At 45.2% G+C, this 22,590-nt stretch carries 16 protein-coding genes; 6 read left to right on the top strand and 10 right to left on the bottom strand.

Annotation, left to right across the window (positions count from 1 at the left end; translation table 11 throughout):
• The first annotated feature begins 417 nt into the window (after positions 1-417).
• Together JGK39_RS23595 and JGK39_RS23590 are read left to right on the top strand one after the other, a co-directional pair.
• On the top strand, positions 418-1,734 hold the full coding sequence (locus tag JGK39_RS23595) for a homoserine dehydrogenase (protein ID WP_293258433.1): 1,317 nt from the start codon (positions 418-420) through the stop codon (positions 1,732-1,734).
• 260 nt (positions 1,735-1,994) lie between these two features.
• Positions 1,995-2,831, top strand: coding sequence for a hypothetical protein (locus tag JGK39_RS23590; protein ID WP_293258431.1), 837 nt, complete (start codon positions 1,995-1,997; stop codon positions 2,829-2,831).
• Here the strand turns inward: JGK39_RS23590 and JGK39_RS23585 are convergent.
• The 7 genes from JGK39_RS23585 to JGK39_RS23555 form a co-directional block, all read right to left on the bottom strand.
• Positions 2,828-3,325 (bottom strand): hypothetical protein, encoded by a 498-nt coding sequence (locus JGK39_RS23585; RefSeq protein WP_293258429.1) that lies wholly within the window; start codon positions 3,323-3,325, stop codon positions 2,828-2,830. The genes JGK39_RS23590 and JGK39_RS23585 overlap by 4 nt on opposite strands.
• Positions 3,326-3,499: 174 nt before the next feature.
• Entirely contained in the window at positions 3,500-4,384 is an 885-nt protein-coding gene (locus tag JGK39_RS23580) for a PhzF family phenazine biosynthesis protein (protein WP_293258428.1), read from the bottom strand.
• Positions 4,385-4,645: 261 nt separating this feature from the next.
• Positions 4,646-6,193, bottom strand: coding sequence for an anthranilate synthase component I (gene trpE, locus JGK39_RS23575; protein ID WP_293258427.1), 1,548 nt, complete (start codon positions 6,191-6,193; stop codon positions 4,646-4,648).
• A gap of 47 nt (positions 6,194-6,240) precedes the next feature.
• Positions 6,241-6,669 (bottom strand): hypothetical protein, encoded by a 429-nt coding sequence (locus JGK39_RS23570; RefSeq protein ID WP_293258426.1) that lies wholly within the window; start codon positions 6,667-6,669, stop codon positions 6,241-6,243.
• Positions 6,666-6,995 (bottom strand): hypothetical protein, encoded by a 330-nt coding sequence (locus tag JGK39_RS23565; RefSeq protein ID WP_293258425.1) that lies wholly within the window; start codon positions 6,993-6,995, stop codon positions 6,666-6,668. The genes JGK39_RS23570 and JGK39_RS23565 overlap by 4 nt, the downstream gene beginning before the upstream one ends.
• Before the next feature lie 302 nt (positions 6,996-7,297).
• Positions 7,298-7,723, bottom strand: coding sequence for a photosystem I reaction center subunit II PsaD (locus tag JGK39_RS23560; RefSeq protein ID WP_293258437.1), 426 nt, complete (start codon positions 7,721-7,723; stop codon positions 7,298-7,300).
• Between the two features lie 330 nt (positions 7,724-8,053).
• Positions 8,054-8,557, bottom strand: coding sequence for a peptidoglycan-binding protein (locus tag JGK39_RS23555; protein ID WP_293258423.1), 504 nt, complete (start codon positions 8,555-8,557; stop codon positions 8,054-8,056).
• 1,075 nt (positions 8,558-9,632) lie between these two features.
• On the opposite strand from JGK39_RS23555, the gene JGK39_RS23550 reads away from it, so the two are divergent.
• Positions 9,633-15,527: an AAA family ATPase gene (locus JGK39_RS23550; protein WP_293297520.1), complete on the top strand. Its 5,895-nt coding sequence runs from the start codon at positions 9,633-9,635 to the stop codon at positions 15,525-15,527.
• A gap of 193 nt (positions 15,528-15,720) precedes the next feature.
• Here the strand turns inward: JGK39_RS23550 and JGK39_RS23545 are convergent, their stop codons facing one another.
• From JGK39_RS23545 to JGK39_RS23535, 3 genes are all read right to left on the bottom strand, one after another.
• Positions 15,721-17,715, bottom strand: coding sequence for a DICT sensory domain-containing protein (locus tag JGK39_RS23545; RefSeq protein WP_293258419.1), 1,995 nt, complete (start codon positions 17,713-17,715; stop codon positions 15,721-15,723).
• Between the two features lie 181 nt (positions 17,716-17,896).
• Entirely contained in the window at positions 17,897-18,208 is a 312-nt protein-coding gene (locus tag JGK39_RS23540; RefSeq protein ID WP_293258417.1) for a DUF2973 domain-containing protein, read from the bottom strand.
• Between the two features lie 159 nt (positions 18,209-18,367).
• Complete coding sequence (locus tag JGK39_RS23535) at positions 18,368-18,697, bottom strand: DUF2605 domain-containing protein (protein WP_293258415.1); 330 nt, start codon at positions 18,695-18,697, stop codon at positions 18,368-18,370.
• A 537-nt stretch (positions 18,698-19,234) separates the two neighbouring features.
• Here JGK39_RS23535 and thrS point away from each other — a divergent pair.
• From thrS to JGK39_RS23520, 3 genes are all read left to right on the top strand, one after another.
• Positions 19,235-21,061 carry a threonine--tRNA ligase gene (gene thrS, locus JGK39_RS23530; protein WP_293258413.1) on the top strand — a complete coding sequence of 609 codons (1,827 nt, stop codon included), beginning with the start codon at positions 19,235-19,237 and terminating at the stop codon, positions 21,059-21,061.
• Positions 21,062-21,372: 311 nt separating this feature from the next.
• On the top strand, positions 21,373-22,161 hold the full coding sequence (locus JGK39_RS23525) for a DUF4058 family protein (protein WP_293258411.1): 789 nt from the start codon (positions 21,373-21,375) through the stop codon (positions 22,159-22,161).
• Between the two features lie 16 nt (positions 22,162-22,177).
• Positions 22,178-22,405 (top strand): tetratricopeptide repeat protein, encoded by a 228-nt coding sequence (locus tag JGK39_RS23520; RefSeq protein WP_293258435.1) that lies wholly within the window; start codon positions 22,178-22,180, stop codon positions 22,403-22,405.
• Positions 22,406-22,590: the final 185 nt, after the last annotated feature.

Below are 22,590 nucleotides of genomic sequence, written 5' to 3'. Positions count from 1 at the left end.
TTATGCGGACTAAAGTCCTCACTACGAACCGTTTTTATTACGAGGAATTTAGGATTTATGCGGACTAAAGTCCTCACTACGAACCGTTTTTATTACGAGTGATTTACCAGAAATAATTGGTGGAAAGCCTCTCCGTTTTAGGCAGAAATTAAAAGCAGACGATTCATTACTCCAATCCTCGGACTGACCGGAAGAGGTTGCTGTCAACTGTCAACTGTCAACTGTCAACTGTCAACTGAATGAAGATTTATCCGGACTAAAGTCCTCACTACGAACCGTTTTTATTACGAGTGATTTACGGAATCTGATATGATGTAGAGTCAGATATTTTTGAGAAGTCGGGGATCTGGGTATTCAGTGAAGGCGCGGTTATCATACAATGATTGTAGATTAAGTGAGTTTCAACGGGTCAAAGTCGTGGCTTTCAAAATTGGTTTGCTAGGTTTGGGTACGGTTGGCGCGGGAACAGCAGAGATTTTGCTCTCTGCAGATGGGCGCCATCCGCTGTTGCAGGAATTGGAAATTTATCGGGTGGGAGTGCGCGATATTTCTCGAACTCGGTCTTTACAATTGCCAGAAAATGTGCTGACAACTGACCTAAAGGCGATCGCCACTGACCCGAAAGTTGATATTGTAGTAGAATTGATTGGCGGATTGGAACCGGCCCGATCGCTCATTCTGCAAGCGATCGCCCACGGGAAGCACGTAGTCACCGCCAACAAAGCAGTTATCGCCCGCTACGGTAATGAAATCTTCGACGCTGCTAACGAAAAAGGCGTTTACGTAATGCTAGAAGCTGCTGTCGGCGGCGGCATTCCGGTCATTCAAACCCTCAAGCAATCTTTAGGTGCAAACCGCATCAAAAGTGTCACCGGCATTGTTAACGGGACAACTAATTACATCCTGACGCGGATGCAGACAGAAGGTGCAGACTTTGCCGAAGTGCTCGCGGACGCTCAGCAATTAGGTTATGCTGAAGCTGACCCCACAGCAGATGTGGATGGATTAGATGCTGCTGATAAAATTGCTATTTTAGCTTCGTTAGCTTTTGGCGGACGCATCAAATTAGCAGATATTCACTGCGAAGGTATCACACAAGTTAGTGCGGCTGATATTGACTACGCCCACAAGCTGGGATTTGCAATCAAATTGTTGGCTATTGCTCGAGAAACTAGCAAAATTTCCGAACAAAATGGGGATGCAGAAGGGGAACTCCTCTCGATTCGGGTACATCCTACTTTTGTGCCGAAATCTCATCCGCTGGCGAGTGTTAACGGGGTTTATAACGCAATTTTAGTCGAAGGAGATGCGATCGGGCAATTGATGCTGTACGGACGCGGTGCGGGGGCTGGGCCCACAGCTAGTGCGGTGGTATCGGACATTTTGAATGTGGCGGCTATTCTGAAAACGGAAACTGTGCCGATTCCCCATCCTTTGCTGAGTTGCACTCACCAACACTACTGCAAAATTGCCGAAATGCAGGAACTTGTGACTCGGTTTTACGCGCGTTTTCTGACGCGGGATACTCCGGGGGTAATTGGCAAACTGGGTACTTGTTTCGGGAACCACCAAGTTAGTTTGGAGTCGATTGTGCAAACTGGAATTCACGGCGATTTAGCAGAAATTGTTGTCGTGACTCACGATGTTAGGGAAGGTAATTTTCAGCAAGCACTCGATGAAATTCGCGCGATGGAAGCAGTCGATAGTATTGCGAGCACGTTGCGAGTTTTGTAAGGATTACGCGAGGTTCGTAGTGAGGACTTTAGTCCTTCTGATTGCGGACTAAAGTCCTCACTACGAACCTTTTTGAGCGCGAAATTGAGGTTCGTAGTGAGGACTTTAGTCCTTCTGATTGCGGACTAAAGTCCTCACTACAAACCTTTTTGAGCGCGAAATTGAGGTTCGTAGTGAGGACTTTAGTCCTTCTGATTGCGGACTAAAGTCCTCACTACGAACTTTTTTAGATTGTTTTAGTTTAGTATGGATCAATAAAATTGAATTTTGTCGATCGCCCTACAGGAAGGCACTTGCTAGATTTCCTCTACGAAAAGTTTGCCAAACCCCAACTCCACGATACTGAGGAGCCCAGCAATCCGTCAATTTATGTTCGGCACGCAGAGGGGCAAGTTGTTGATGGAAATTATACCATAGAAAAAGTCTTTGAAGACTTTCGCACTGGTTTTTATGCTGAAAGTCGCCTTCCGGTTTCTGGAAATAATCCGCCCGTGCTCGTGATTCGCGGGTACGGTTCGTGGTATCCTTTCGATCGCGTTTTGGAAGATACGCCCGATGTATTTGTGGCAAAACTAGAACGCCAGTTAAAAGCGGCGGAGACTGTAGGCGCTGTTGATTGGATAAAACAGCAATGGAGCAGCGGAAATCCGGCGGATGTCATCGGAGAAAGTTTGGGCGGCAAAGTTGCTCAACAGATAGTAGCAAAATACCCGGAGTATATTCGATCGACTGTAACGTTTAATTCTTTGGGCGTTGCGGAAAAGTTAGCTCAAACTTGCACCGCTAAGAATGTTTTCCACTACTTTACTTTAGGCGAAAGGTATGCTTTCTGGGCAAATGGAGGCGATTACATACCGGGAACGATTTTTGTGATTTCCCAAAAAGGGAAAAACTGGTGGTATAAAATCGAAGAGGCGATCGTCCGAATGGCTCGTTTTGAAGGCAAGTTTCGCAAAAGGCGAGTCTTGGTGGTAATGTTGGCTCAGTGGCTGCTGTTAAATCGGCACAATGCGATCGTCCTCAACAAGAAAAAGCCGGTAGTCGTTGAGATCGATCGCGCGCAATTACAAATTTTCCGAAAAAACCGCTTTACCTAAACTCCTACCAAAGCCTTCGATGCGCCCGCTGGCTGATTTTCCCGGGCTGCGGCGGCGAGTATCAGACAAAGCGCTGCGATCGCTTTTTCCCACTCTTCCTTAACTGCGGTGGGTTGAACCTCATCAAAGGCGCTAACTAAGCGAGGGATCGATCGTTCTAATGCAAGTCTGGGAATCGATTTGTGCATCTCAACTAAATGAGTTAAACTCTCTTGATTCTTCAGAAAACCGACTACCCATTTTGTGGCATAATCGGGACTGTCAGGGACATTTTGAAGGCCTAGTTCAGTTTGCAACCAATCATAAAAAGCTGGGAGTTTTTGGGATAATACAGCCCCAGCAGTCGGCAAAGTTTCTTTGAGCAAAGCAGTATCCAGACTTCCCAAAACTCGATCTAATTCCGGTGAATCTAGCAAGCTGGTTAATGGAAGTGAAAGCAGGGCTTCGGAAGCGTCAGGGGATAAATTTAAAGTGCGCGAAAATGTTGCTAGCATTGGAAAGTATCTGGTAGAGATGACTCTTTTACTATGGCAGTAACGCACAGCAATGAATATGAGCTACCTCATGTTAGCTGAATAGGTTCGATCGTTCGGACTTTAGTCCGCAAAAATTAAGAAGGACTAAAGTCCGAACGATCGAACCTAGAGACGAACCTATATTTGAATATTTTAAACAAATTCTCCTTTCGCCACCATCACGACTTTACCTCCCACTAAAACTTCTATTTCTTCCTGATTTTTTTGACCTTTCAGCAACAGCAGCGAAGGTCTACCAATCTCATAACCCTGTTCGACTCTCACATCAATCTGTGCTTCCCCGCAATAACTATATTCTACCAAATACCCAGCCAAACAGCCATTGGCACTCCCCGTAGCAGGATCTTCGGGAATTCCTAGGGAATAAGCGAAAACTCGGACGTTCAAATCATTAATATCATTGTAAGTTTCGGGACAGAAGATTAAAATTTCTTTCGCTTCTGTAGTATTAATCAGTTCAAAATATTTGTCTAAGTTGACTTGAGCTTTTTTGATCGAGGCGAGGGTTTTTAACGGTACAATTATAAACGGTACTCCAGTAGAAACTTCTTGAATTGGGAAGTTTGCATCAATTTCATCGACTTCTAAATTTAGGATGCTTGCGAGAGTTGCGGCTGGCAAAATTTGACCGAATGTTGGCGGGTTTTGTCGCATCCACAATATATCTGCGGATTGGTTACGATAATTAAAGGTGACTGGAATTTGACCTACTGCTAAATTGAGAATTACCCGATCGACCTTTTCGCCAATTATCTCTTGCTGCAACACAAACGCCGTCCCCAGCGTCGGATGACCGGCAAAGGGCAATTCCTTCTTGGGCGTGAATATCCGCACGTCGTAGCCGTTATTTTGGAGGAAGGGCGATCGAATAAACGTCGTTTCCGAATAATTGATTTCCTTCGCAATCAGCAGCATTTCGGCTTCGGAGAGTTCAGCAACTCCAGCGCCGCAAAATACTGCTAGCTGATTGCCAGCATATTTTGACTCGGCAAACACGTCAATGATATAAAAATTCACAGTTCCCTCTTGCAAAAAATGGTTTGTAGTCAGGACTTTATATCCATTGATGTCAGCTTAAGACTGAAACCAGTTGTATCTCTAGTTTATAGCCGAGTCTAGATCCCCCTAAATCCCCCGTATAGTCGGGGGACTTTGAGATATTCCAATCCCCCCCCGACTATAGGGGGGGGCTAGGGGGGATCAGACCTTGGCTATAAACGAGAGATCAAAAGGGTTTTAGGCGATTGTTGACACCAATGCTTTAGCCCTTATAACTCGCTACTTCAAACAGCGAATAGCCTCCAACATTCCCCGGGCTTTATTGAGAGTTTCTTCGTACTCCATATCCGGGTTAGAATCGGCCACCAAACCAGCACCGGCTTGCACAGAAACAGAATGTTTGCCACTTCCGAGATCGCGCACAACCATAGTCCGAATTGCGATCGCACTATTCAACTGTCCCTCAAAATCATAAAATCCATAAACCCCAGAATACGGGCCCCGGCGGCAACCCTCCAACTCGTGGACAATTTCCATCGCCCGAATCTTGGGTGCACCGCTAACCGTACCCGCTGGAAAACCAGCTTTCAACAAATCCCAAGCCGTCTTATCTTGGGCCAATTCTCCTATCACATTGCTGACGATGTGCATCACGTGAGAATAGCGCTCAATTCCCATTAATTCGTCTACTTTGACAGTACCGTTTCGGCAAACTCTACCTAAATCGTTCCGTCCCAAATCTACTAACATCACGTGTTCCGCAATTTCCTTCGGATCTTGCAGCAATTCTGCCGCCAAAGCATCATCTTGTTCTGGAGTTTGACCCCGGCGGCGCGTACCCGCAATCGGCCGCAAAGTTGCCATCTTTTTGCCGTCAGCCGTATTTTCTGCCTTCACCATAATTTCTGGACTGGAACCGATAATCTGCCAATCTCCAAAATTAAAATAAGCCATGTACGGAGAAGGATTGATCAGGCGCAAAGAGCGGTAAAGTGCAAAAGGATCGCCGCTGTATTCAGCCTCCAGGCGCTGGGAAATAACTACTTGAAAAATATCTCCGGCCTTGATATAATCCTTGGCTTTCAATACATTTGCACAATACTTGTCGCGGGTGGTATTGCTGCTGTAACCTAATTCTGTATTTCCGCTGGTGGAACGGGCATCTTGCCCGTAACTCGGCGGAGTCCATTCTATCAGGGTAGATTGCTGCGAAAGCGGCGATTTCAGCTTATTTACTAACTGAGAAACTCGATCGCACGCTGCACCATAAGCGCTTGCCAAATCAACGCCAGTCTCGCGCAAATCCGCATAGGCGATCGCCCAAATCTTCCGTTTCACCTGGTCAAAAATCAACAAATTATCAACCTGCATCCACAACCCATCCGGCAAATCATTTTCCCCCGCTGGGTGCACCGGAACTCGCGGTTCAATCCACTTAATTAACTCGTAACCCCAAAAACCGAATAACCCACCAATTCCCGACGGTAACTGCGGCAATTTCACAGGTTTGTAAGGCTGCAAACATTCAGTTAAAGCGGCAAACGGATCGCCCGTAAATACTTTTTGGGAACCGTCGCGGTAAACTTGAGTGGTACGATCGCCCCTAGCCTCCAAAATCCACAGCGGATCGCACCCTAAGAAACTATAACGCCCGAGCTTCTCCCCACCTTCCACCGACTCCAGCAGAAAACTGTAAGGTTGACCGGCGCAAACCCGATACCACGCAGAAACAGGCGTATCCAAATCAGCAACCCATTCTTGATACACGGGTACAAAATTGCCTTGTTTCGCCAGTTCCGAAAATTGTGAGAAATCGGGAAATATCATATATAGCAGTTGACAGTTGACAGTTGACAGTTGACAGTTGACAGGAATCAAATTGGAGAGCGATCGCTTGGGGATATCAGGGGTCTCTTCATGAGGTGCTTTATGTCAATATCTGCCTCGGTTTCGGCGACGCTGTGACCCAAAGCGGACACCGCACAAGTATAAGCCACAATCCGACCTTGCTGGCAAGCCACCAAGGGAGAATAGTTATTTAGGGCGTATTCAATCTCGGAAGTTCGATCGCACCCACAGACTTTTTCGCACAAATCCGCACATTCGCCAACATCCTCAATTGCCATCGGCCGCACCTCAAACCCATACTGCGGCGGGCTGTGAAACTTCCCCTCCATTAACGCGAAAGGTTCCTTCACATCGAAACCAACAGAAGCGTACAGCGACAGCGAGGCCATGTTGAAAGATTCTTGCACCAAACGAATGCCCCGAGCGTCTTTTCCCCGATCGAGCAAAGCTTTCATGATTTCCCGCCCCGCGCCGCGGCCTTGAAAAGTGCGATGGCTACGCCCCGGCTTGCGCCTACGACACTGACGGGCCCGATGCCGCGAATCGGGTTGCGTTCGTCCATAAAACCGCAGCCGACAACCGCACCCTCACTCTCGGCTACAACGCCAAAATATGACGGACTTTCGAGCCAAAACCGAGTGATTTGGGCCGCCAACTCTACTGTTATAAAATCTGTTTGAGGGAATTGATGGCGATCGGAAATACCTTTAAAAGCTTCATAATTAATGGGAGCGCAAGCATCGATATCATAAGGCTGCGATCGCCTGATTGCGACATTCATTTGAATTTTAACGATTAATTTTTAATTAGATTGGAAGTTGGCAGTATAGCTGAGCCCTCCCCATTCCTACCCAATTAACCCTAAAAACCTTTGTATTCTCCTTTATAACCGAGTCCCGATCCCCCTCAATCCCCCTTAAGAAAGGGGAGGAAAGAGAATACTCTTGTCCCCCCTTTCTTAAGAAGGAGACGAAAGAGAATGCTCCTGTCCCCCCCGACCTAAGGGGGGCTAGGGGGATCCGTCTTAACTGAGTCCCAAATAAGCAATATTACTTATGTTATGCTCAGCAATACAGTCATGACCTAAGGATCGAAGGTCTTCTTACTGGTGAACTTCACCTTGATCGGATTGGGATTGCTGCCAATATTGCGAGGGACACTACCATTAGCAACACGACCTTCGTTCACCTTCTCAGGGAACACGCCATCCTTGGGATGCAGGTACTCAGTAGAACCGTCGGGAAATACGCGGTAGATTTTGTAGTTCGAGATTTTGAATTTAGCCCGCAGTTGCTGGCCGCCCAAAGCGATGCACTGCTCTTTCCGGGGCAGATACAGCAAGTTGTCGCCTTGACGCATAATCGCAGCGCCACCGGAAGGCATTTCAAAGACTTGTTCCTTGGGGCTAGTCCAAGTGATAGCATACTTCTCTTCAACTAGCGCCTTGGTCAGCAAGCCGCCGGTGCTGCCGCCGAAGATGGGGGGTTGTCCAGTCAGTTCTTCTGCCATAGATATATCCAAAGGATTTTTACGGCATCCTATCATCCCGACTGCGCGCTGTTCTCGAAATTGTAAGGAAAGTTAACAGTTTTTTGGCGATCGATCTTTTTTGATAATTGGTAATTAGTAATTAATAAGTGATAATTGGCAATTTATAGCAAATTTATAAAACAGAAATCTCTCTGCACTAATCCCGAAAAAATATCTCAAAAAAACGCAATGCTTCGGGTACTGGTCGCGCACCCGAAGCATCGCACATTGCCCAATTCCTCACACGCGATCGCACAATTACGACCAAATATTCAATGGGAAACTCTTAAATCGAAAATGGTATAAACCCTAAGTCAAGAACCAATTCGGGTCATAGCCGCGCGGAATTTGACTCAAAGCAGCCCAAGTTTGTCTATCGACAATCCCGTCGGCCTTCATCCCAAAGCTTTTTTGAAATGCGCGAACAGCCTCATCCGTCAAAGTAGCAAATTGACCGTCAATGGAGCCGCGATAGTGCTGGGAAATGGTCAGAACTTCCTGAACAGTGGTGACTGCTTCCCCAGAACTGCCGAATTTAAGTACCGGCATATTCACAGGAGCTTCAGTATAAAGCGCCTGCCAAGTCAACGGCCCGACAATGCCGTCGGGCGACAAGAAAACCCGATACTGAAACAGTTTCACAGCAAATTCAACTGCTTGGTTAAAAATTCCTTTAGCAGGCTGCCGGTACACCCGCAACTTGGTTAACAGTTGTTCTAGTTCCAGTACCGCTTGACCTTGAGAACCTAATTGCAATTGTGGCTTGTTAGCAATAGCTTGTTGGGTAGATTTCATCTTGGTTGTAAATGACATATGGATTTTCCTCTAGGTTTGAGTATTCTGATGGCAAAAAAGTTTTTCCGGGCGAAATATGGGCATCCTTAACTTTTCACGAATCAACACTGATGCCCGCCCGTGTCTCAACAGATTCGATCGACTTTTTCCCTCTCCAGACTTGTGCGCCTTCCGACTTAATTCTCGGAATATCCCGGTAGTGCTCTGCCGCCCAACCCTCAATTTTGCCTAAAAGCCGGGTTTAAGAGGCAAGCCCGTCCTGAATCTGCTTTGATACTTTCGATCCTAATGCCCAACACCGCCGGCCCGCATCACCTGTAATACCATTTTTCTTTCATATATGCTATGGATGAAGTCTTAGCCCCCCCGAAATCGCGGGGGGGTTGGGGGGGTAATATTTAGCGCTACTTTATGAAATTGGTATAAGCGCTATCTCGCGGGGTGAGAGGGGATCTGGCAGCGGAGGCGAGTTCTGCCGTGAAAAAATTTTAACTTTATTCCAGAAAGTGAACCAATATTTTCTTAAAAAGCCGAGTTTTTACGCAAGTATGGTTAATCTACGCCACTAACTGCTTACAAAAATAGTTTTTAGCTAAGTAATATCCACAATCTGTATAATTAAACAATCTTAAATCCATCAGTAATGTACGCAATGTGTAGCTACAATTATATTGATTATGCAAATCTAAAGACCAAGTGTTTCTGTGATTCTTTGTTTTGTCCAGGAATCTCCCAATTCTGCAATTGCTTTCCCCAACTCCCCGCGACCAGCTATTTATCTACGACCTCACTTTTATTATTAAAATTTAACAAAGTCATTTACAACAATCGGTGGGATGTTGTATAATTTCATTTAAAGCCTGTAACACTTCCGCCATAAAAAAATCAACAGTTGCCCTTTCTCGGTCGCTAGACCTCTTAAAACAAACACCTGCTAAATACGTAAGTAATTTTTAAATTGTGCGATCGTTCGATACATCGCTCCAACCTGCTGCTTTGCAAAAGAGCGATCGCCCGCCATTCATCGGGGTTCCATATGTGCCATTTCTAATTAATTCGGCATTGATTTATAATCAACTGGGAAAAATCTACCATGCTGCCAGCTTCAGGAATTTCTGGTTACAACTTACAAGAACTGATTCACCAAGGAACTAACACAGTTATTTATCGGGCCATATCGACAGCAGAAAAACAGTCAGTCATTCTCAAAGTCTTAAACACCGACTGTCCCACCATAGAACAGAGCGCCAGTTTAAAACACGAATATCAAATCACAAAACATATCGACTCTGAGTATGTCATCAAAGTCTCTCGACTCGAAATTCATCATTTTTGTTTAGTGCTAGTATTAGAAGATATCGGAGGAATCTCCCTGAAATCTTGGATCGAACACCTAAAAAATCAACCAAAATTAGCCGAGGGCGCAACCGACAATCCAGTAGCGAGTGCCACGAATTACCAATTATCCCTTACCAATTTTTTCAACATAGCCGTATCCTTGGCAAAAGCTTTAGTATTCCTGCATCAAAATCAAATCATCCATAAAGACATCAAACCGGATAATATCATCATAAATCCCCAAACAAAGCAAGTAAAGCTTGCTGATTTTAGCATCGCTTCGCGGTTAAGAAAAGAACAAACAGACTTAAAAAATCCCGATCGCCTAGAAGGAACCCTGGCATATATGTCCCCCGAACAAACCGGGCGCATGAACCGTTCCATCGACTACCGCAGCGATTTCTACTCTCTCGGCGTCACCTTTTACGAATTGCTGACTGGACAATTACCATTTACCAGCAGTGACCCGTTAGAAATGGTACACTGTCACATAGCCAAACAACCCGCTCCCCTGCAACAACTCAACCCACAAATTCCTATAGTTTTGACCCAAATTGTGGCAAAACTCATGGCAAAAAATGCCGAACTTAGATATCAAACTGCCACAGGATTATTAGCAGATTTAGAACGCTGCCAAAATCAAATAAAGAATTCAGGGACAATTTCTAACTTTATTCCCGGACAACTAGATGCCCTGAGTCAGTTGTCAATTCCTCAGAAACTCTACGGACGAGAAACCCAAATAGCACAATTACTAGAAGTGTTCGATCGCGTCTGCAAAGGCAGCGGTGAAATTGTCCTAGTCAGCGGCTATTCCGGCATCGGGAAATCTGCATTAGTTCATGAAATTGTCCGCGATATAACGCGGCAGCACGGCTATTTCATTTCCGGTAAATTCGACCAGTTTAAGCGGAATGTTCCCTACGCTTGTTTTGCTCAAGCTATGGGCAACTTCGTGCAGCAAATCTTGATGGAAAGCCCAACTCAGCTAGCAGCATGGCGACAAACACTACTAGACGCTTTGCAGAAAAATGCTCGAATTGCGATCGATGTTATCCCGGAGTTACAATTAATTTTGGGCGAACAACCTCCCGTACCCGAACTCGGTGCTATTGAATCTCAAAACCGCTTCAACCGAGTGATGAAGAAGTTTGTCCAAGCAATTGCCACAGCCGAACATCCCTTGGTAATCTTTCTTGATGACTGTCAGTGGATGGATGCTGGAACCGTTAATCTGTATCAAAACAACTGCACCGAAGAAAATCCTTACTTCCTGCTTATTCTTGCTTATCGAAATAGCGAAGTAAGTCCGACGCATCCCTTCATGCTGGCAAATGAGGCAATGAGGGCTACAGGAATTGCCATCGCCAATATTCGCCTGGAACCCTTAGCAATTTATGATGTGAATCGGTTAGTTTCTGACAGCTTGAACTGTTCTCCTAGAAAGGTCGCATCCTTGGCACAATTACTGCTCGAAAAAACTCACGGTAATCCTTTCTTTTTAAAGCAGTTATTGAGGTCATTGTCTCAAGAAAATTTTCTAATATTTAATATAGAACTTGCCGAATGGGAATGGGATACCCAAGAAATTAAACAGCAGAATATTTCCGAAAATGTGGTTGATTTAATGGTTCATAAGATTCAATATTTGTCTGAAAAAAGTCAGACAGTTTTACAATTAGCTGCTTGTATAAACAACGAATTTAATCTGGATATATTATCAGTAGTGAGCGAACAATCTTTGACTCAAACAGCACAATATTTGTGGGAAGCGCTAGAAGTAGGGTTGATTTTGCCTGTAGATGGCGCCTATCTAGTACCGCAAGTATTTGAGCAGCAGGAATTAGAAAAGTTAGGTAAAAGAGTCTGCCAAGTGCGCTACCAGTTCTTGCACGATCGGGTTCAACAAGCAGCTTATGTCATGATTCCTGACTCGCAAAAACAATCCGTTCACTGGAAGCTGGGACGTTTGTTGTTGGAGGGAAGCAATGAAGCCCAACGTCAAGAACAGATTTTTGATATTGTCAATCATTTGAACTTTGCTCGGGAGTTGATTGCTAATTCTGAAGAACTTTATGAATTAGCGCAATTAAATTTACAAGCAGGTAAAACTGCTAAAGCTGCTTCGGCTTTTGAAGATGCGCTTACTTTTTTTCAAGCCGGCTGCGATTGTTTGCCTGTCTCAAGTTGGCAAGATAATTATACCTTGAGTTTCGCGCTAAATTTGGAGCTCGGTGAAGCGGAATATTTAAATGGCAAGAATGATGCAGCTTTAGCAATTTTTGATTGGATTTGGCCCCAAACTCAGACTTTGTTAGAACAGTGTGCGATCGCGGAATTGAAAATAACTTGTCTGCGGATGAAGAATGACTTATCTGCCGCTTATCAGTTAGGGATTGAAACCTTAAATTCTTTGGGGGTGGAGATTGAACCGTACCCGGATGATGAATTTCTAGCCCGAGAATTAGCAGAGACGAAGAGGACGATCGGGCGATCGATCGATATATTAGCAGATTTACCCGAACTTACCGATCCGCTACAACTGGCCGCTCACCGGATTTTGAAAGAACTTTTCCCGATCGCCTATTTTACCAGTCCCAACGCTCAATATCTCTGCGCGATGAAGTTTGTACAAACGAGCATTCTGTACGGAAATTCACCATTTTCCGCCTTTGGTTACACTTTGTACGCCTTTACTTTGGTCAACAAATATCGCGAAATCAAGGCCGGTTGCGCCGCCGGAGAACTCTCGCTCAATCTCTACGAAGGCTGTGACAATAAAGAGTTAGGTACTTGTATTTTTCATATGTGGGGGGCTTTAACTTTACATTATATGAAATATATCGATGAATGCAAGCCTTTTATGCTCAAAGCTTTCAATAGCGGTTTAGAAACAGGTGCTTATCAATGGTCGGGATATGCTTCGATTAATTATCTCTGGGTCTGCTTTTTTGGGAACGAATCTTTGGCAAAAGCTACAGAAATTGCCGATCAATTTATGCCAGCGATCTCAAAGGTCGATCGCAATATGTTAGCTTATCACTTGCTGACCAAAAATGCGATCGCCCAACTCACTAGCTCACCAGAAACCAACCTAGAGCCGGAAACCTTCATCGACGAACACCAGCTTTTAGAATTTGCGAAATCCTCAGCCGATCTTACCACTGCTTTTGTCATCTATCTTTACAAACTCACCCAGGCTAATTGGTTTGGCGATGTCGATCGCGCCTTAGAATATGCTCTCTTCGGCGCGGAATTTTTGAAAGGCGGTGCCGGTCATTTTGTCAACCCGGTTTTTCGGTTCCATCACGCGATCGCCCTAGCTGCTGCTTGCACAAACGCCAATGATACCGAGTCCAAACTCTACCGAAAACAGCTCAATATTAGTCTGGAGAATTTTCGAGATTTGGCAGAACACTGTCCAGCCAATTATCTGCACAAATATTCATTAATTCAGGCAGAAATAGCGAAGTTGTCAGGAGACAGCCATACAGCAGCACAACATTATGATTGGGCGATCGCCTCCGCCCTCAAAAATGGCTTCATCCAAAATGCTGCCCTAGCCAATGAATTAGCTGCCAGATTTTACCTAGCACAAAATCGTGCCAATCTCGCCAAAATTTATCTCAACGATGCCCGCTTTTGCTATATCGAGTGGGGTGCAACCGCCAAAGTTCATCAACTAGAACAATCTCATCCAGATTGGTTTAACAAAATCAGCGACGAGCGCATCACAATAAATACAACTGCGAGTACCGCCACTGATGCCAATATTTTTGATTTGAAAACAGTAATCAAAGCCTCTCAGGCTATTTCTAGCGAAATAGTCTTAGAAAAATTGTTAAAAAAACTGCTGCATATTATTTTAGAAAATGCAGGCGCCCAAACCGGCTGCATTCTTTTGGAACAATCCGGGTACTTATTCGTTGAAGTGTCGGATAGCGACCCGCAGGATTATGCAATATTTGAAGAATTGCACCCAGTCAAAAATAACTGCCAAGTCCCTCTTTCTATCGTCAATTACGTGGCTAGAACCCAGGAACCGCTGCTGCTGAACGATGCAAGTCAAGAAACACTTTACCAATTCGATACCTACATTCAACATCAGCAACCGAAGTCAGTTTTGTGCGCGCCAATTGTCTATCAAGGAAAGTCGATCGGTATAGTTTATTTAGAAAACAATTTGGTCGCCGGAGCATTCACTCCCGAAGGCTTGACACTTTTGGAAATGTTGACAGCACAAGCAGCAATTGCCATTGCAAATGCGCGTTCCTACGCCAGCGAACAAGACAAATCCCGCCAGTTAGCTGAATCCCTAGAAAACTTGCAACAATCTCAAGCCGAAATCGCTCAAAAAGAAGAGGAGTACCGCAGTATTTTTGAGAGTGTAGCCGACGGGCTTACCTTAGTAGATTTGGAAACAGCAAAAATGGTGGCAGTAAACCCGGTAGCCTGCGAAATGTACGGTTATTCGGTGGAGGAGTTTTTGAAGTTAAATCCCGTTGAACTTCTGCACCCAAAGTACCTACATTTATTCGAGGAGTTTATGGGAACTGTCAGCTCGCGTCAAGAATTTTATTGTGAATCTGTGATGCTGCGAAAAGATGGTACACAATTCGATATTGAGGTAAAAGCAAAGTTTTTTGAATACAGAGGGAAACCCCATGCTTTGTCAATTGGTCGCGATATCAGCCAGCGCAAAGCAGCGGAACAAGCTTTACAAAAATCGGAAGCTCAACTGAGAGAGAAAGCTGAAAATTTAGAAGCTATATTAATCGAACTGCAACAAACTCAAGCACAATTAGTTCAAACTGAAAAAATCTCGCAACTCGGACAACTGGTAGCTGGAGTTGCTCACGAAGTTAACAATCCTATTGGCTTTATTTCTGGGAACTTGCACCACGTTCAAGAATATATTGGTGATTTAATTAACTTGGTGAATCTTTATCAAAAAAAGTTTCCCGAACCTGGAGCAGAAATTGAACAAGAAATTGAATCGATCGATCTACAATATCTCTTAGCCGACTTGCCCAAAACTACGGCGTCCATGAAGATGGGAATCGATCGCATCCGCGACATTATGCAATCTCTGCGGAACTATTCCCGTAGCGACAGTCAGGAAAAAAGAGCTGTTGACATCCACGAAGGCCTGGAAACTACTTTAATGATTTTGTCTCACCGCCTCAAGGCCAAGCACAACAGACCGGCAATTAAAATTATTAAACATTACGGTGAGTTACCAAAATTAGAATGCCATCCGGGACAAATTAATCAAGTATTTATGAATTTGATTGCTAATGCGATCGATGCTGTGGAAGAATCCAACGCGGGCAAAACCTACGCAGAGATTGAACAAAATCCTAATATAATTATGATTTCTACGCTGGGTGTTGGCCAGCAAGAACGGGAAATCATAGACACGATTGTGATTCAGATTGCTGACAATGGAATGGGAATGTCGGAATCAGTCAGCAAAAAAATATTTGCGCCATTTTTTACAACTAAAGTAGAAGGTAAAGGTACGGGATTGGGACTGTCTATTTGCCATCAGATAGTGACTGAAAGACATGGGGGAACTTTGGAATGTTTGTCTTCGTTAGGAGGTGGAACAGAGTTTGTGATTAGTCTTCCGATTTCAGGGAGTCATTAGTCATTGGTCATTTGTTATTGGTCATTTTCCTTAAATTACCCGTCATAAAAACTGTTTGTAGTGAGGACTTTAGTCCTCTGATGATGATGATGATGATGATGCGGACTAAAGTCCTCACTACAAACCTATTTTATTATGGTCGATCGTTGGGACAAAATACGATTAGTCATTAGTTAACATTTGTCCATTGATTCTAAACAATCGGAATGGTAAAATGAAATTCGCTTCCTAGGTCTTTTCCTGGGGAATCTGCCCAAATGTTGCCGCCCCAGCCGGCAACAATTTGTTTGCATATTGCTAATCCCAAACCGGTGCCGCCGGCGCTGCGCCGCAATGCTCCTTCTTCTTGATAAAATCGATCGAACACTACTTTCAAACTATTCGCCTCTATTCCCCGCCCTGTATCGGCTACAAGCACTTCCACCATCCGAGAACCGTTGAAGACAGCGCGCACAGTCACGCTTCCCTGCGGTGTGGTGAATTTGCAGGCGTTGTCTAGGAGTTTGGAGAGCACCTCCACCAACCACTCGCCGTCTGCTTGCACTAATGGCAATTCTGCGGAGACTTCGGCGATAATTTGTGGTAACTGGCGATCGACTCCGCCGCGCGATCGCACGCTGCTGAGGGCCAAATCAACGCATTCTTGCAACGTCAGCGATTCTACATTCCATTGAACTCGCCCGCTTTCTAAGTGAGAAAGTGTTAAGAAATCCTGCACGAGTTTCCGCATTCGATCGGCATCGCTGAGGGCTGTTTCTAACATGATTTGCCGCAATTCTTGGGGCATATCTGGCTCGGAGTTCAAACTTTCTAGACACACTTGAATGGTAGAAAGCGGTGTGCGGAGTTCGTGTCCGGTGATGGCAATTAGATTGCTGCGAGTGCGGTCTAATGCTTCTAATTGTTGGTTGAGTTCTTCTAAGTGAGCGTAGGTTTCGGCTTGAATTAAGGCTGCTCCGAGTTGGGTGGCGATCGCCTCTACGAGAGCAATTTCGTCTTCTTCCCAAGGCGAAGTCGATCGGCACTGGTGCATTTCCACCATGCCCAAAACCCGCCCTTGATAAAGCACCGGCACCATTAACCAAGAGATAATCTGCCAATTTTTGACAATTTCTTCCAGGGATTTTTTCTTGACAATCTGCGGGTGTTGTGCTGTGTCTTGGATGTAAACTCGCTCTTGCCGCGCTACCGCGTCCCGAAATATGGGATTTTCCTGCAACTGCCAAGTCTGATTTAGTAGAGAAGTAGCGCCGGCACGCAAAAACTCGCGATCGATTTTGACGGCAATATCTGCGGCTTTGCAGCGATAAATCAAACAGCGGCTTGCTGACAGGGCGGTTCCCAATTCTTGGACTGCGACTTCGACAATTTCTTGCGGGTTGAGAGACTGCCGCATGGCGGTGGTAATTAAGTTGATCAGGCGTTCTTTGCGTTCCTGGGCGGCGATCGCGCTGTATGCTTTGAGCAGTTCGTGTTGACCTGATTGCAAGTAGGTGACTAAGCGTTCGGCAAAAGCATCGCTCAATTTGGGATTGGGAATTTTTGAGTCTTTTACCGCACTTCGGTCGGGTTTTGTGGCTTTGGAAGCCGCGGATTTCCGCGTTTTTTTAGGTTTTTTGCCCAGATTGTAAGTGGTGCGCGCTCGATCGATCTTTTCGGCCAATTCCGGGCGATATTTGACAATTTTATCGAGCAACAATTCGGCAGCTTTGCAGCTTACCTCGCGATCGAACGTCCAAATTCCTTCAAATCGGCGAGCTTGATCCATCAACAGCGGGCCGCGATCGTCCTGGTGGTCGATCGGCACAATTTTTTCTTGACAAATCAGACAAGTTGAGTAATGTTGCCCCAGCACCACTAAGTGCCACTCTTTACTTAAGGGATCTTCCGCTGCAAAGGCCACATTTTCGTGACATTCAGAGGAATTTTTAAACTCAGTTTCCGGTGATGACAGCACGTATACCTGAGAAGATCGATCGGCAATTCGTCGATAGCGGTGAGCTTCTTGGCGGTAGAAGCGCTCTTGCTGAAAGCTGGCAATGACTAGGGGTTCGTCGTCGGAGCCCGCCAAAACCAAGTCTTCCATCGCGTGAGACAGCGCTGTCATGGAAGATTTGAAATAAATTTGTGCCCGCAGATGGGGCAAAGCTTGCAGAAGTTCTGCCAGTAATGAAATAGGAACGATCATCTAGCCTTAAGCGTGCATTTTTGCCGATGACAAAACGGGAACGATCGAAAATCAGTTGAGATCGATCCCTTTTAAGTATCTCTCAAAACTAACTACAAATTGGGCGTTAGCGAGAAACTAACGGCCAATTATTTTTAGGGGGCGATCGCCCGTAAGTATAAATGCTGGGAATGCGATCGAATCAGGCTAATTCGCCGCCTTCGTCACTGCCGCCGGGAGATGATTTGTAAAGAGCATCTAATTGTTCGCGCGCATCTTGGACAGTCAGCGAACGCATCACTAACAGCGGTTCGTTGACAATATTTCCGTATTCGTCTAACAGTTCGGGATGGGGTACGGCTTGAGAGCGAGGATAGGATCCGTAGCGATTATTTGCCCTGAATTGTTGGGGGCGCTGGGACTCCATACCTACCGTGATTAGACTGCGGATTAAGTTACCGACGGCCAAAAAGGCAAGAACGGTGAAAGCTAAAATATAAAGCAGGTGTAACATTATTTTCTCCTCCGGGCTCTGATAGCCACACAGCAATTTACAAAAGTGTTTCAGCAAGTAATAACTTATTAACTGGAAATCTGTTTGAGCGAGTTCAAGTGGCCTGGACATTTCCTCTTGTTTGGAATTTGAATGCCGGTTGAACTTGAACAGGCCTCTTTATTTTCCAGGGGAATGGGACTGCGATGAGCGAAAGCGCGCCGATACTTGCCAGCATTCGGCGAGCAGTCTGTGCCACGGCATGAGTGCTGCCGTTTCAATTGCAACTTGCCCTCCGGTTGCTTGAAATAGAGCTTTAGCAGCCGCTAATTCTTGCTGAGCCTGTTTGACTCGCGCCAGCAAGTCGGATTGAGCTTCGCCGCTCAGAAAATGAATTTCCTCAGTTTCTAAGAGAGTAGCCGATCGCTCGAACCAGTATTTAAAATCCTCTAACAGCGGTTCCAGTAGGGATTTGAGCAATTCTGATTCTGGCAAATTGGAATTAAGCATGGATTAAAATTGGGTTATTTATTTATTCTAACCTTAAACGCGCTTTACAATTTGTAACATACTTTTAACAAAAATTCAAGAATTTCACAAAAATTAGCAGGTGAGTGTCAAGAAATTTAACAGTGTCAGCAGCGATTTTTGAGTCAAAATCCGCAAATTATGCCCATATCGGCTCATACAGCGCGTGTATAGCTGAACGCTCTGTTATACAGAAAACAACAAAAGCAAACGTTTCAAAAATCAAGAACATCCATAGGTATCAAATTACATCAAACGTATTACCAGTCGGCTGTCTGACGATTAAGCAGCAGATCCCCCCTAGCCCCCCGTATAGTCGGGGGGAACCGGAAACGATCATCAAAGTCCCCCTACAACCAGGGGGATGCGAGGGGGATCTAGACTTAGCTAAAAGCGAGATTTTTGAAGTGTTCTAGTCTGAAGTTGATACCAATAGCCCCAACCGGAAGTCGGCGCTTGCCGTCCCAATCTGAGTAAGATAGAAGCAACTGCAACGAAATTAATTGCTAAATTCAGCCGATGTCTAGCTCAGAATCCATGAACGCTCCAGAAGAGTCCGTTAAGATAGAGTTGCCCCGCACGAGTGAGTCGGAACAACTAAAAAAAATTCGCCACACCACCTCCCACGTTATGGCGATGGCGGTACAGAAATTATTTCCCAAGGCCCAAGTAACAATTGGCCCTTGGATTGAAAACGGTTTCTATTACGATTTTGATTGCCCGGAACCTTTTACTGAAAAGGATCTCAAGGCAATCAAAAAAGAAATGATCAAAATCATCAACCGCAAATTGCCTGTAACTCGGGAAGAAGTCAGCCGCGAAGAAGCGGAACGCCGAATCAAAGAGATAAACGAACCTTACAAATTAGAAATTTTGGCAGGTTTGATCGAACCAATTACTCTTTACCATTTGGGCGACGAATGGTGGGATTTGTGCGCTGGGCCCCATTTGGATAATACCAGTGAAATCAATGGAAGGGCGATCGAGCTAGAAAGCCTCGCGGGTGCGTACTGGCGCGGCGACGAAACCAAAGCTCAATTGCAGCGGATTTACGGCACAGCTTGGGAAACTCCCGAACAATTGGAAGCCTACAAACACCGCAAAGAAGAAGCCTTAAGGCGAGATCACCGCAAACTCGGCAAAGAATTAGGCTTGTTTATTTTTGCCGATCCGGTGGGTCCCGGTTTGCCTTTGTGGACGCCCAAAGGCACTATTTTGAGAAGTATTCTAGAAGATTTCTTGAAACAAGAACAAATCAAGCGCGGCTATTTGCAAGTTGTGACTCCGCACATCGCCAGAGTCGATTTGTTCAAAATTTCGGGACATTGGCAGAAATACAAAGAAGATATGTTTCCGCTGATGGCGGAGGATGAGGAAGCGGCAGCAAACGAACAGGGTTTTGTGATGAAACCCATGAACTGCCCTTTTCACATTCAAATTTACAAAAGCGAACTGCGTTCCTATCGGGAATTGCCCATGCGCTTAGCAGAATTCGGCACAGTTTACCGCTACGAACAATCGGGAGAATTGGGCGGTTTAACCAGAGTGCGCGGCTTTACGGTGGATGATTCCCACTTGTTTGTCACGCCGGAACAGTTGGATGCGGAATTCTTGAATGTGGTGGATTTAATTCTGTCAGTATTCAAGAGTTTGCAACTGAAGAATTTTAAGGCGCGTTTGAGTTTCCGCGATCCGGAAAATTTAGAGAAATACATCGGTTCCGATGAAGCTTGGGAAAAAGCGCAAGGTGCCATCCGCCGCGCGGTGGAAACTTTGGGAATGAATTATTTTGAGGGAATTGGCGAAGCGGCTTTTTACGGCCCGAAACTCGATTTCATTTTCCAAGATGTGTTGGATAGAGAATGGCAATTAGGAACTGTTCAGGTAGATTACAATTTGCCAGAACGTTTTGATTTGCAATACGTTTCTGAAGACGGCAGCCGCCAGCGTCCGGTGATGATTCACCGCGCTCCTTTTGGTTCTTTGGAGCGTTTGATCGGGATTTTGATCGAACAGTACGCGGGGGATTTCCCGATATGGTTAGCGCCGATTCAGGTGCGGTTGTTGCCTGTTAGCGAGGAGTTTTTGCCGTTTGCTAAGGAAGTGGAGGCGAAGATGAAGGCGCTGAATATTCGCGCGGAAGTTGAGAGTAGCGAGCGTTTGGGTAAGTTGATTCGCAATGCTGAGAAGGATAAAATTCCGGTGATGTGTGTTGTGGGTGCTAAGGAGGTTGAGGCTAATAGCTTGAATATTCGGACTCGTGCTTCTGGGGAGTTGGGGGCGATTTCGGTTGATGAGGCGATCGCAAGGTTGCAGTCTGCTATTAGCAGTTACGGCGATTTTTAAGCTAAATATTGTATCTGCTTGAACACAGTAACAATAAAATAGGTTCGTAGTGAGGACTTCAGTCCTTCTTCTTTATTAGACATCTCGCAAAATTAGTTTTTTGTCCAGGTGGGGCAAAACTTTCACAATCTTTTTAGGAGATGTCTATTACAAACTTTTAAGAAGGACTGAAGTCCTCACTACAAACCGTTACCGAGACGCCCGTTTCACAGAATTCAGAAACCCGGTTTCTCGCCTCCACCCGCGCCAACCGTGAAACAGTCTGAACTTTTGAGATTTTTGATAAAATGCAATAAACGGGAATTAAGATTATGCCTAATCCATTTCCGGGGATGAATCCCTATTTAGAAAGTCCTGACTTTTGGCCCCAAGTACATCACTTGCTAATTAGTAGCATTTTTGAATCATTAGTGCCGCAGTTGCTGCCAAGATATATCGTCGATATTGAAAAAAGAGTTTATGAGATTAGCGGGGAAAATTCCCTATTAGTGGGGATTCCTGATGTCACCGTGCAGCGCTCTCCAATTCAAACAAACCCTACTTCTTCTAATATCGAAGTTGCCGCACCACCTGTGACAGCTTTGAAAGTAAGACTGCCAGTACCTGTCGAATTTAGGGAAGCCTATCTAGAGGTGCGAGATACAGAAACTAGGGAAGTTGTGACAGTGATAGAAGTGCTATCACCCGCCAACAAGCGTCCTGGAAAAGGGCGACAAATGTATGAAGAAAAGCGAGAAAAGGTGTTTGGTAGTCGCACTCAGATGGTAGAGATTGACTTGCTGCGAAGTTACCAACCTCTATTAGTTTTTGGTAATGAGATTGAGGCAAGTTATCGAATTTTGGTAAGTCGGACAAATCAAAAGCCTTTGGCAGATTTGTACCTTTTCAATTTACCCAATATGATTCCTCAATTTCCATTGCCTTTGCGCCCGGGCGATGCGGAACCAATTGTAGATTTACAAGTGTTATTAAATGGGGTTTACGATCGCGCCGCCTATGATTTTAGAATCGATTATACTACCGAACCCGTGCCGCCACTTGCTGAACCCGATGCTGTTTGGGCTGATTCTCTGTTGCGGGAGACGGGAGTGAGGGAATGAGGGTGGTTGAAGGGCGATCGCACTTTATCAACAATCTCTGGAACTTTACGAAAAAATTGGCAATGTTCAAGGGACAACTGCTAGTTTCGCAATGTTAGGACAATTGTTAGCATCCCAGGGAGATTTTGAGCAAGCTTTGAATTATTTGCAGCAATCTTTGGAGATTTTGCAGCATTTGCATTCTCCCGACGCAGAGACAGTGAAGAGAATTCTTGCTACAGTTCAGCAGATGGCTGATAGGTGAAGTTGGGATTTATCTAGGAATTACCCATTAAGGCCAAAGAAACCGGGTTTTTTACCTAATCTGTCGGTAACAACCCAGGATTGTGTAAAAAACCCGGTTTCTGAGTTGGCTGTGGGGGCTAAGAAACCGGGTTTTTCGGGGTTTTTGCGATGTGTAGCGAGTATTTTCGCAAAAAACCCGGTTTC

This window comes from Microcoleus sp. PH2017_12_PCY_D_A (assembly GCF_020738565.1).
Lineage (GTDB): Bacteria > Cyanobacteriota > Cyanobacteriia > Cyanobacteriales > Microcoleaceae > Microcoleus.
Note: the sequence above shows the minus strand (reverse complement) of the source record. Positions and strands in the feature narration are given on the sequence as shown.